10 protein-coding genes are annotated in these 12183 nt (G+C 71.1%); 6 read left to right on the top strand and 4 right to left on the bottom strand.

Features of this window, described 5'->3' with window-relative positions; all coding sequences use genetic code 11:
* Positions 1–63: 63 nt before the first annotated feature.
* Positions 64–789, bottom strand: coding sequence for a class I SAM-dependent methyltransferase (locus J0695_RS00915; protein ID WP_206959096.1), 726 nt, complete (start codon positions 787–789; stop codon positions 64–66).
* A gap of 279 nt (positions 790–1068) precedes the next feature.
* On the opposite strand from J0695_RS00915, the gene rho reads away from it, so the two are divergent.
* Positions 1069–2208 (top strand): transcription termination factor Rho, encoded by a 1140-nt coding sequence (gene rho / locus J0695_RS00910; protein ID WP_206959268.1) that lies wholly within the window; start codon positions 1069–1071, stop codon positions 2206–2208.
* Positions 2209–2210: 2 nt separating this feature from the next.
* Here rho and J0695_RS00905 read toward each other — a convergent pair whose 3' ends face one another.
* On the bottom strand, positions 2211–2717 hold the full coding sequence (locus J0695_RS00905; protein WP_206959095.1) for a response regulator: 507 nt from the start codon (positions 2715–2717) through the stop codon (positions 2211–2213).
* A gap of 109 nt (positions 2718–2826) precedes the next feature.
* Positions 2827–4089, bottom strand: coding sequence for a glutaminase A (gene glsA, locus J0695_RS00900; protein WP_206959093.1), 1263 nt, complete (start codon positions 4087–4089; stop codon positions 2827–2829).
* A gap of 80 nt (positions 4090–4169) precedes the next feature.
* On the opposite strand from glsA, the gene J0695_RS00895 reads away from it, so the two are divergent.
* A complete protein-coding gene (locus tag J0695_RS00895; RefSeq protein WP_206959091.1) occupies positions 4170–6335 on the top strand; it encodes a PI-PLC domain-containing protein in 2166 nt (721 codons plus the stop codon).
* Here J0695_RS00895 and J0695_RS00890 read toward each other — a convergent pair.
* The gene (locus J0695_RS00890; RefSeq protein WP_372445677.1) at positions 6332–7606 is read right to left on the bottom strand and encodes a PucR family transcriptional regulator; all 1275 of its coding nucleotides are present in this window, start codon (positions 7604–7606) and stop codon (positions 6332–6334) included. The genes J0695_RS00895 and J0695_RS00890 overlap by 4 nt on opposite strands.
* Before the next feature lie 111 nt (positions 7607–7717).
* On the opposite strand from J0695_RS00890, the gene J0695_RS00885 reads away from it, so the two are divergent.
* The 4 genes from J0695_RS00885 to J0695_RS00870 all read left to right on the top strand — a co-directional run.
* Entirely contained in the window at positions 7718–8626 is a 909-nt protein-coding gene (locus J0695_RS00885; protein WP_206959090.1) for an SGNH/GDSL hydrolase family protein, read from the top strand.
* An 8-nt stretch (positions 8627–8634) separates the two neighbouring features.
* Positions 8635–10626: a hypothetical protein gene (locus tag J0695_RS00880; RefSeq protein ID WP_206959088.1), complete on the top strand. Its 1992-nt coding sequence runs from the start codon at positions 8635–8637 to the stop codon at positions 10624–10626.
* A gap of 16 nt (positions 10627–10642) precedes the next feature.
* Complete coding sequence (locus tag J0695_RS00875) at positions 10643–11725, top strand: tyrosine-protein phosphatase (RefSeq protein ID WP_206959086.1); 1083 nt, start codon at positions 10643–10645, stop codon at positions 11723–11725.
* Between the two features lie 22 nt (positions 11726–11747).
* A partial coding sequence (locus tag J0695_RS00870; protein WP_206959084.1) for a hypothetical protein occupies positions 11748–12183 on the top strand: 436 nt, incomplete at its 3' end.

Genomic DNA, 12183 nt, shown 5'->3' with positions numbered 1-12183 from the left:
TCAAGACATGTGACGGAAGAACTTGCCGTAGAGATAGGTGTGTTCAGGAAATGAACACAAGCGTCAGAGGCGGTCCGCCACCAGCAGCCGCCAGTTGGGGCTGCCGTCCGCGCGGCGCCCGAACTCCTCCATCGGGAGCAGTCGCACGGAGAATCCGGCCTCCACGAGGTCCTCGCGCACCCCCCGCAGCGGGAAGGTCCGGTAATACATGACGAACGGCGGCCGCCACAGTGCGTTGCGCACCCGCATCACCGAGTCGAAGCCGAGCGTCGCCCAGTAGAGCGGGGACCGCAGGGGCTGGGGCGCTCCGATGGGGAAGGCGAAGACTCCGCCGGGCCTCAGCGCCCGGTGCACCCCGGCGAACACGGCGGGCCGCTCGGCGGGCAGGAAGTGTCCGAACGCCCCGAAGCTCACAGCCAGATCGAACGCACCGTCGAACGGCATCTCACGCGCGTCGGCCCGCACCCAGTCCACCGCAGGCGGCTGATCACCCTGTACGGATTCCCGCGCGGCAGCCAGCATCCCGGCGCTGAAGTCGACCCCGGTGACCCGCTCCCGGCACAGCGACCTCAGCATGCCGACGCCCGCGCCCGTCCCGCAGCAGACGTCGAGACCCGCGTCGAAGGGACCCAGCGGAGCCAGGGTCTCGGCGGTCGCGTCGAGGAAGCGGTCGGGGGTACGGAACGGGGTGTGATCGAACTTGGGGGCCAGCAGGTCGTAGCCGCGCTCGATGGAGGAGAGCGCCTGCACGGTGAGCTCGCGGAATGTGGGTCCCTCGGAGGTGAACACCGGCCTCAGCGTACCCAGTGATCCCGGCCCGGCACCGTAGACCCGCACCATGAATCACCGACCCGTGCTATGGTGCTTACAGCACTTGTGTACGCCACGTTGATGGCGCCGGTGCTTCTTCGTTTCCACCATGCTGATGCGCCCGTCTTTCCGATCGGCGATCCAGCCCCTCGCACCACCTCTTCTCTCCCGGCCCGGGCACTCTCTGCCCATGGTCCGGGGGCGTGCTGACACCGCCCCCTGCCGGGACTCCCTTCATCATGTCCGCGAAAGGACTCCATCATGACCACCACCCTTGAACACCCGCCTGTCCAGACCCCGTTGACCCAGGTCACCGGCGTCCTGGACGTCACACGCCAAGGGAACGGCTTCCTCCGTTCCGTCAACTACCACCCCACGTCCGGCGACACCCAGGTGTCCGCCGCCCTCATCCGCCAACACGCCCTGCGCACCGGCGATATCGTCGAGGGCTCCTGCTCACGGCAGCGCACGCTCAGCCACATCGAGCGCGTCAACGGGCAACTGCCCGAGACGCTGCGCCGCCGGCCGCACTTCCGTGACCTCACCCCGCTCCACCCCGACCAGCGGCTCCGGCTCGAAAGCCCCGCCGGCGGAGTGACCACCCGGCTCGTCGACCTCGTCTCGCCGGTCGGCAAGGGCCAGCGCGGTCTGATCGTCGCGCCGCCCAAGACCGGCAAGACGGTCCTCCTTCAGCAGCTCGCCGCCTCCATCGCCGCAAACCACCCGGAGGTCCATCTGATGGTGGTGCTGCTGGACGAGCGCCCCGAGGAGGTCACCGACATGCGCCGCTCGGTACGGGGAGAGGTGCTCGCCTCCACCTTCGACCGGCCGGCCAAGGAGCACATCGCCCTCGCCGAGCTCGCCGTGGAGCGCGCCAAGCGCCTCGTCGAGCAGGGCCAGGACGTCGTGATCCTTCTCGACTCCCTCACCCGGCTGTGCCGGGCCCACAACAACGCGGCCGCGGCCGGCGGCCGCACCCTCAGCGGCGGTGTCGACGCCGCCGCCGTCCAGGGCCCCAAGCGCCTGTTCGGAGCCGCGCGCAACACCGAGGAGGCCGGCTCCCTCACCATCCTCGCCACGGCGCTCGTCGACACCGGCTCCCGGGCCGACGACTACTTCTTCGAGGAGCTGAAGAGCACCGGCAACATGGAGCTCCGCCTGGACCGCACCCTTGCGGACAAGCGCATCTTCCCGGCCGTCGACATCACTCCCTCGGGCACCCGCCGCGAAGAACTGCTGCTTCCTGCAGCGGAGTTGAATGCCGTACGAGGACTGCGCCGGGCCCTGCACACCAGGGACAGCCAGGCGACCCTGGAGACGCTGCTTGACAAGCTCCGCCGTACGCCGACCAACGCGGCCTTCCTCCGGCAGATCCACCACACCGTCCCGGCCGCGTGACCTCACTCGGCCGCGTTCACGACCCGGCCGTGATCGTCGGGACCGTCACGCTGCACGGGCACCCGAGGCTCGGGAAACGCGCCGCTGGACTGCGCGGCGTCGAGACGCCGCCGCAGGTTCTGATTGTCCGCGTAGAGGTCCGCCAGCACCCTGACCTTGGCCCGTACCGCCCAGGGGTCGACGGGCTTGACCAGAAAGTCCGCGACGCCGAGATGGTAGGCACGCGCCGCGAGATCGTCGTCCCGGCCCAGGCCCGTCATCAGAATGACCGGCAGATCCCTCGTGTGATCCAGCTTCTTGAGGTACGCGAGCACCTCCAGACCGTCCATCTGCGGCATGATCACATCGAGCACGATCACCGCGATCCCGCCGCGCATGACGGTCTTGAGCGCCTCGTCCCCACTGCGCGCACAGATCACCGGCCGGCCCACATGGCGCAGCACGCTTTCGACTGCGAAGAGGTTGTCCTCGCGGTCGTCCACCACCAGGATCTTCCAAGCAGTGTCCACGCTGCCACCACTCTCCCCAGGACAGGAAGTCCCACGGTAGACCGCACTCGGGCGGCGACGGCAGACTCACGCCACGAAAGTTGACTCGTTATGCCGCATTACATATGAATCATCCGGAAAATCCGGCAGATCCGGGTCCCGCATCGCGGGCGAGCGCCTCACCGCCGACCACACTCGTACGCCGCCCGCTCCCCTCCAGCCGCGCCAGTGCCGCCCGCAGCAGCCGCGCCGCGAACGGATCGACTCCGGTCGCGTCCGTCAGGTCGAGCACCACCCGGCCGCCGGACTCCGGACCGCCGTGGGCCAGTCCGTGGAGCAGGCGCTCCGCGGCGGTGAAATCCAGGAATCCCCTGGCGGCCAGGCGCACTTCCTCGTCCGCGGGCCCTGTGCCCGGCACGACGGTCGGGGCGACGGTCGGGGCGAGCTGCACCGGGCGGCGCATGAGGTGCAGACCGAACCGCTCGGAGAGATCCCGCAGCGCCGCCACACCGCGCACCGAGTTGCCGTGCACATCGAGCGGCGGGCTGAAGACGGCGATGCCGAACCGGGCCGGGCCGGCCGCGACCAGGCCGCCGGAGACCCCGCTCTTCGCCGGCAGCCCCACCCGCAGCAGCCAGTCCCCTGAGGCGTCGTACATCCCGCACGACGCCATCACGGCGAGCACCTGCACCGCGACCTCCTCCGACACCACCGTCTCGCCGGTCACCGGGTTGACGCCACTGTTGGCCAGCGTCGCCGTCATCACGGCGAGATCGGCCGCGGTCACCCGTACCGAGCACTGCCGGAAGTAGGTGTCCACCGCCTCGGACGGGTCGCCGGGCAGCGTGCCCGCACTGCTCAGCAGGAAGGCCAGGGCGCGATTGCGGTCCCCGGTCCGCGCCTCCGACGCGTACACGTCCTCGTCGACGTCCAGGCAGCGTCCCGCGAACCGGCTCAGGCAGTCCAGAATGTGCCCGAACCGCTCCTCCGGAGTGGTCCCGGGCACCAGTGCCGTGGTGGCGATCGCCCCCGCGTTGATCATCGCGTTCGCGGGTCTGCCGGTACGCGGCTCCAGGCTGATGGCGTTGAACACGTCGCCGCTCGGCTCCGTACCGACCCACCTGGTCACCTCTTCGAGGCCGAGCCGGGAGAGCGCGAGCGCGTAGACGAAGGGCTTGGACACCGACTGCACGGTGAACGGGACGTCCGCCCTGCCCGCCTGGTAGCAGTGGCCCTCCATGCTCACCAGCGCGATCCCGAAGTCGTCCGGGTCGGCCAGGGCCAGCTGGGGGATGTAGTCGGCAAGGCTGCCCTCACGCAGAGGAGCGAACCGCTCAAGGAGCTCCGCCAGGGCGTCGGTCACCACTCCGGGCGTGGGGCGGTACGTCACCATTTCGTCATCGTAGGCATGAAATCGTCGGATGCGCCTCGTCCCGGGTCGCCGCCGCGTCACCGGTGGCCCAGCATGAATGCATGGGCCTGCCCGCCTCTGCCTCGAGGATGCTCCGCCCGGCCCTGTGCGTGCTCGCCGTGCTGTGCATCGTCGCCGTGGCCGGGGCCGCCACCGCGCGCAGCACCGTACTCAGCGCCGGTTTCTACCGGACCGCGCTCGACGACGAACACGCCTGGAACCGGGTGTACGACCAGGTCCTCGTCGATCCGCAGATCACACCGGTGACCCGGAACCTCCTGGGGCAGCTGCCCGTCCCCGAGGCGATCCTCACGTCCAACCTCAAGATCGTGCTGCCGCCGGAGACCCTGCGGGCCCTCGTCGACCAGCAGATCTCCGAGGTGATCGGCTACCTCAGGGGGGAGCACAGCACCCTGCGGCTGACCGTCGACGTCCGCCGTCTGAGCGCGAACGTCGGAACCCTCGCACAGATCTACTTCGGCGATCTGATCGCCTCGGTGCAGCAGAGCACCGAACCCGACTTCCCGGCCTTCCTCGACGGGATCAACGCGGCCGCACGCGATGTCGTCGCCGGCCGCCCGCCCGCCGGTCTGCCCAGGCTCGCCCTGTCGCCCGACGAGGCGGCGACGGCGACGGACGCGCTGCTGAGAGTCGTACCGCAGTCGGACCGTGCGGCGCTGCGCCCCGAGGTCGAGGTGGCGCTCAGGAGCGGGGACGTGGGCACGGCGCTGGCCGCCGTCGGCCCCGCCGCCTTCTCCGGCCGTACGCAGGACGCGGCCGCGCAGCTGCGGCAGGCGGCCGACGGCGGCACCTGGAACATCACAGCGGACCTCGACACCTCGCAAGGGGCTCTGGCGACGGTGCACCAGGTGCGGTCCGCCACCCGGCTCGCGCTGGGCGTGGTGGAGCCTGTCGCCGCCGCACTGGGGCTCGCGGCCCTGGCGGCGCTCTGGCTGACCGGGCCCTCGTCGCGCTCGCGCCGGGTGATGCTGCTCGGCTGGACGATCGCGGCGGGCGGGCTGCTCTTCGCGATCGTCATCGCGGTCGCCCGGTGGACGACGGGCGGGTCGGTGGTCGAGCCCGCGGCTTCGTGGCCCGGCTCGGTCGCCCGGCTGGTCGACGACGTACAGCGGAGCGCGGTCGACCGCGTGGTGACCGTCGCGCTGCTGACCGCTCTGGTCCCGGTGGCGGCGGGGGCCGTGCTCGTCGCCCTCGCCGGGGTGCTGCGCGCGCGGGACGCGCTCGGTGCCGCTCCGCGCCGGCCGGCCTGGGCAGCGCTGGGCGCGACGGCGTTCGCCCTGGCCGGGATCGTCCTGGTCCCTCTCGCCTTCGCCGGGCAGGGGCAGCGCATCTGCCAGGGCAGCAGCAGGCTGTGCGACCTTCCGTACGACGAACTCGCCCAGGTCACCTCCCACAATGCGATGTCGACGACCGCAGACAAGTTCATCGGTCCCCTGCAGGACCCGCTGATCGTCGGCCAGTTGAACGACGGGGTGCGCGCCCTCCAGATCGACACCTACCACTGGGAGAGCCCGGCGGAGGTGACGGAACGCCTCCGTGCCTCGGACCTTCCGCCGGAGCAGCAGCGCCAGATCGCGGCAGCCGTCAACCGGTTCAACCCGCCGCGCGAGGGGACCTGGCTGTGCCACGCCGTCTGCCGCGCCGGTGCGGTCCCTCTCGTACCGGCACTGGAGCAGATCGGGAGCTGGCTGCGCGGACACCCCTCGGAGATCCTGACGCTGATCGTCCAGGACGACATCAGTGGCGAGGAGACCGCGAGCGCCTTCGAGCAGGCCGGGCTGAAGGATCTGCTGTACGTACCCGACGAGGACCCCGACCGCCCCTGGCCCACGCTGGGCAAGATGATCGACAGCGGAAAGCGGTTGGTGGTCTTCGCGGAGCGGGCGGACGGGCCCGCGCCCTGGTACCGCAACTTCTACCGCTACGGGATGGAGACCCCCTTCTCCTTCCAGAGCCCGGCGGAGCTGAGCTGTGTCCCGCACCGCGGGGGCACCGGCAAGCGGCTCTTCCTGCTCAACCACTTCATCACGGTCGCGGGCGGCAGCAGGCTGGACGCCGGGAAGATCAACACGCGGGCGCAGGTGCTGGAGCGCGCCCACGCCTGTGAGCGGGAGCGCGGCAGGCCGGTGAACTTCGTTGCCGTCGACTACGCCACCATCGGCGACACCCGGGGCGCGGTGGACGCGCTGAACGCCGAGCGCGGCTAGGAAGTGCCCGGCCTCGATGCCTCCTGGGGCCCGCCCGTGAGTGAACGCCGCGCCACGAGCGCCGCGTTGAGGTGCTGGAGGTCGGCTGGACGGGCGGGTGAGAGGCCGGTGAGCCCGGCGATGCGCCGGATGCGGTAGTCGACCGTGTTCGGGTGGATGTGCAGGACGGCCGCCGCCGTCCTGCGGTCGAGTCCGCAGCCGAGGAACGTCTCCAGGGTGTGCAGCAGTTCCGGCTTGCACTCCAGCGGGCCGAGCAGTTTCGCGAGCCCGTCGCGTGCCGCGCTCGGCCTGCTCAGCTGGTAGTCGAGGAGCACGTCCGTGAGCCGGTAGAGACCCGGGCCGCGCCCTGTCGACCGTACGACCGCCACGATCTCCGCGGTGCGCGCCACCGCATCGGGTACGGCGGCGGGCTCGACCACGTCGGCCGCCGCCGTGACCGGCACGGCGGCCGATCCGGCGGCCCCTTCGACGAGGGCGCACAATTCGTCCCAGGGTGGCGTTGCGGCCACCGGCAGTAGTACCGTGCCGCCCTCGCCGTCGAGCGCGGTGAGGGCGGGCTCTCCCGCGTACCGGTCGAGAGCCGCCCTCACGCGTCTGATCTTGCGGCGGGTGGCGATACGCGATCCCGGGCCCGGCTCCGTCTCGTCGGGATGCGCGCCGAAGGCGAAGGTGAAGGCGGCATAGAGGGCAGCGGGGCGCGGTCCGGCCCGTAGCAGGCCGGGCCCATCGCCCGTGAGCAGCGCCGCCAGCAGGGCGTGCCGGCCGCCGTGCTCCTGGCTGTCGAGGATCTGTCTGGCCTCCAGGTAGGCGGCGCTCACCGCCGAGGTCAACTGCCTTTGCAGGACCATGATGTGGGCGACGGCAGCCTGTACGTCGGCGAGGTCGCCGGGGCCGGCGTCCGCGGAGATCTCCTCCCAGCACATGGCCGTGCCGAGCTGGTACGCGGTGAGGATGGCGTCCAGCGGCACGCCCTCCTCGGCGCGCTGGGCGGCGGAGTCGCGCTGCTGGTCGAGCTCGGCGTCGGTTGCGGGGCGACGGTGTTCGACGACGTCCGCGAAGAGCCGCAGATTGTGCTGGACGATGTCGGCGATGTCGCCCGCGACCTCCTCGCGCGGCAGCCCCGCGTACACGGGCAGTTCGGCGAGGAGCCGTTCGACGACCTGGCGGGCCAGGGCGGGGCTTCTCGCCCTGAGGTACGGACCGACCGGCCGGCCGCCGATCCGCAGGTGCGTCCCGGCCCCTGGCGGACCGGTTTCTCTGTCACGCGTCACAACGGCCCCCGGGGAAGTCTGCGTTACCCACCAGTTAAACAGCGTCACTCGAGTCTGCAAGATGGCCGTCGGCACAGTCCACCACCGCAGTGACAGCAGCCGGGAGCCGCAGTGAACTCTCCGTACAGCAAAGAGACTTACCCGAGATTCCGCCGCCTGGTCCGGACCGCGCTGGGGGTGGCGGCGCTGGCGGGCGCCTCCCTCGGCGTCGGCGCGTCGCCCGCCTCGGCCGACGCGGGCCGGCAGGTCTATGTGGCGCTCGGTGACTCGATGGCATCGGGCCCGCTGGTACCGCCGATCACCGGGCCGCTCGCCTGCGGGCGCTCCACCCGCAATTACGCGCATCTGCTGGCCGCCCGGCTGAAGGTCGACGCGTTCCGCGACGTGACCTGCAGCGGCGCGGACACCGGGGACATGACCCAGCCGCAGAAGCTCTCCCTGCTCGGTGTGGACGCGGGTACCGCACCGCCCCAGTTCGACGCGCTCAGCGCCGACACCACCCTGGTCACGCTCACCATCGGCGGCAATGACGCCGGACTGGTGGGGGTCGCGCAGGACTGTCTGCAGCTCAACCCTCTCGGCGCCCACTGCAAGGACGCGTACATCAAGGACGGGGTCGACCAGGAGGCGCTGCGCATCGATGCGCTGGGGCCGAAGCTCGCCGTCGTACTGGACACGATCCACCAGCGCTCCCCGCAGGCCCGGGTGCTGGTCACGGGGTACGGGGAGTACATCAAGCGGGGCGGCTGCTGGCCCGTGGTGCCGGTGCTCGGCAGTGACGCCGACTGGCTGCAGGGAAGCGTCGACCGGATGAACGGGGTGATCGCCGCCCAGGCGTCCGCCCATGGCGCCGAGTACGTCGACGTGCGCACCCCGAGCAAGGGTCATGACGCCTGTCAGGTGCCGGGCGTGAAGTGGCTGGAAGGCTTCCTGCCGACCGCGCCGGCCGCGCCGCTGCACCCCAACGCGCTGGGCGAGCAGGCGTACGCCACCTTCGTCGGCGCCCGGATCGGTGGCTGACGACCCCCATGCGCTTCCGTCTCCTCACCGTGCCGGCGGCGGCGCTCGGCGCCGCCGCCGCACTTCTGTCGCCCACCGCGTCCCAGGCCGTCGGCCCGCCCGCAGCGGTTCGGGGCTGCGATCCGCTGGCCCCGGCCGAGTGCCTGCTGCCGTTCCCCAACGACTGGTTCACCCGCGCGGACCCCTCCACGCCCACCGGGCGCCGGGTCGCCTTCACCCCTGCCACGCTCCCCCGGAACGCCGCGGGCGTCCCCGCGGATCCCACCGCCTGGAACCGGTCCGACGGTTTCTCGCCGGGGTCCGCGCTGATCGTGCAGGTGCCGGGGCTCGACCTGACTGCCACCGGAGCGGCACCGCTGACCGACATCGGACGCTCCCTGGCCGCCGACGCCCCCATCGTCCTGACGGATGCCGCGACGGGCGAGCGGTGGCCGTACTGGGCGGAACCGGACTCCAACGCCACCCGGCCCGACCGCCGGGCACTGCTCATCCACCCGGCGCGCAACTTCCGCGAGGGCCACCGCTATCTGGTCGCCCTGCGCTCCCTCAAGGACTCCGACGGCCGTACGCTCACCGCCCCGGAGGCCTTCGCGACGGCGGCAGGCCACCGGCTCCCCCGTACGCACCCGCTGTACGAGCGCCAGCGCGAACTGACCCCCGTACTAGGCGCGTTGAAGCACTCCGGTGTCGGCAGTAAATCGCTCTATCTCGCCTGGGACTTCACGGTGGCCAGCGACCGCGGCCTCACCGGTGACCTCTTCTCCCTCCGGGACGACGCCTTCCGCCGACTCGGCTCCGCAGCACCGGAGTTCAAGGTCACCGAGGTGAAGGACTTCACCGCCGCCCAGGATCCGCGCATCGCCCGTGAGGTCTCCGGCCAGGTCACCGTCCCCAGCTACCTCTCACTGCCCGGCGGACTCCCCGGGTCCACACTCCTCCGCGGCCGGGACGGCCGGCCCCGCAGTCTCCCCGGCAACACCCAACTCGCCTTTTTCCGCTGCGAGATACCCCGCTCCGCCTTCACCTCGCCGTCCCGCCCCTCGCTGTACGGGCACGGACTGCTCGGCAGCCGTAACGAAGTCGGCGCGGGCAACGTCAAGGCGATGGCCGCCGAGCACAACTTCACGTTCTGCGCGACCGACTGGATCGGCATGGCCCAGGAGGACATCCCCGTCGTCCTCGGCGCCCTGGCCGACCTGAGCCGCTTCCCCACCGTCCCCGAACGCTCCGAACAGGGCATGCTGAACGCCCTGTTCCTCGGCCGCGACCTGATCCACCCCCACGGACTGACCGCCGACGCCGCGTTCCGCACGCCCGAGGGGCGCCCCCTGCTCGACACCGCTCACGGGCTCTCGTACGACGGGAACAGCCAGGGCGGCATCCTCGGCGGCGCACTCGTCGCCGCGTCGAAGGACATCAGGCGCGGGGTCCTCGGCGTCACCGGCATGAACTACGGCCTCCTCCTCAACCGCAGCGCCGACTTCGCACCGTTCCAGCAGGTCCTGGACGGCGCCTACCCGGACAAGCTCCGGCAGCAGGTCGTCCTGCAACTGTTCCAGATGGTCTGGGACCGGGGCGAGACCAATGGTTACGCGGCTCAGCTCACCGACCGCCACCAGGTGCTGATGCACATCGCGTACGGCGACCACCAGGTGGCCAATGCCGCCGCCGAGGCCGAGGCCCGCACGATCGGCGCCCGGATCGTCAGCCCCGCACTCACGCCCGGCCGCAGCCCCGACCGGACCCCGTACTGGGGAATCCGCCCCGTCACCACGTCCCAACTCCCCTATCAGGGTTCCGCTCTGGTGGTCTGGGACAGCGGCACGCCGAGCCCGCCGGTCACCAACACCCCGCCCACGGAACCCGCTTACGGGCACGACCCGCACTCGGATCCCCGCAACTCGTCAGCCGCGCGACAGCAGAAGGCCACCTTCCTGACCACCGGGCAGGTCATAGATGTCTGCGGCACACTCCCCTGCACCGCCGCCCCCACGCCCTGACCGGAGGAACACCTTCATGCGTACGCAACGGAAGCTGACCGGTGCCGCGATCGCCACGGCCCTGCTCATCGGCGCCGGTCCCGTCCTGGCATCCCCGGCCGCCGCGGCGCCGCCCGCTGCCGCCGCGGCCCTGGCCACCGCTCCCGCGCCCTTCACCGCGGCCGAGGCCCACCTCGCCCCCGACGGCGGCTACACCCTCTCCTGGTCGTCCCCCAGCGCGTCGGTGACGGTCACGGCCGTCACCGACCCGACGGCCGCCGGCGGCACGGTCGTCGGCACCTCGGCCGGTTCCGGCTCTCTCGCAGTCCCCGCGGGTACGCTGCCCGCCGCCGAGCGCTGGTACTTCCGCCTCACCCCCGACAGCGGCACACCGCTCGTCATCGCGGAACGGTCCCTGTCCATCACGTCGGCACGCAACTTCCGTGACATCGGGGGCTATCGCACGACCGACGGCCACTGGGTCCGTACGGGCCTGGTCTACCGCTCCAACAAACTCTCCTCGCTCACCCCGGCCGAGCAGCAGAAGCTCCTCTCCCAGCACCTCACCCTCGACGTCGATCTACGGAACGCCTCGGAGCGCAAAGAGGATCCGGACGCGCTCCCGCCCGGCATCCGCTACCAGGTGGCGGACGTCGTCTCGCTCAGCCACGGCATCGGCTTCCACGACCCGGCCCTGATCACCCTCGCCGCCGCACTGGCCGCCGGGCTCTTCTCGGGCTCCTCCGACCTCGGCCAGTCCATCGGCTACCCGTTCATGGTCAATTTCAAGGGCGCCGACTACGCCTTCCACGACCTGCTGACCGCTGTGGCCACCAATGAGGGCGCCACGGTCTACCACTGCTCCGCGGGCAAGGACCGCACCGGCTGGAGCACCGCCGTACTGCTCACGCTCCTTGGCGTCCCGCGCGCCACCGTAGAGGCGGACTTCCTCGCCAGCAACACGTACACGGGAGACGCGAAGGCAGTGGAACTGTCCTGGCTGCGGGCCGCCTTCGCCGAGGTCGACCATCTGTACGGCAGCTTCGACGCGTATCTGCGCAAGGGCCTCAAGCTCGACGACACCACGATCGCATCCCTGCGCGCCAAGCTGCTCGGCTGACAGCGGAATGAGACCCGAGTCGATGAACCGCACACGCACGGCGCTCACCTGCACCGGACTGGCCGTCGCGCTCGCCCTGCTGCCGCAGTCGGCGAGCGCCGCCGGCTGGTCGCGCACCCCCGACTACCAGCGGTGGACGGCTCTCACCGCGCTCACGCGCGGCCAGGGCATCGCGACGGACAACACGTCCTTCTACTACTCCGGCACTTACAGCCTGGTCAGAACGACGGTCTCCGGCGACCATCAGACCTCCTCGAACCCCTTCGCGATCCCAGCCGCCCTCAGCAGCCAGTACGGAACCGACCACATCGGCGACATCGACTACGCGGACGGCCGGATCATCGCCCCGCTGGAGGACGGCAAGAACTACCAGCACCCACTGCTGGCCCTCTACAACACCGACCTCAGCTATACCGGCCGTTACGTCCAACTCCCGCACGAGCTCTTCCCCGACGGCG

It is taken from the genome of Streptomyces beijiangensis (genome assembly GCF_017315755.1).
In the GTDB taxonomy this organism is placed as follows: Bacteria; Actinomycetota; Actinomycetes; order Streptomycetales; family Streptomycetaceae; genus Streptomyces; species Streptomyces beijiangensis.
The sequence above is the reverse complement of the archived record's forward strand: the minus strand, read 5'-3'. Positions and strand labels throughout refer to the sequence as shown.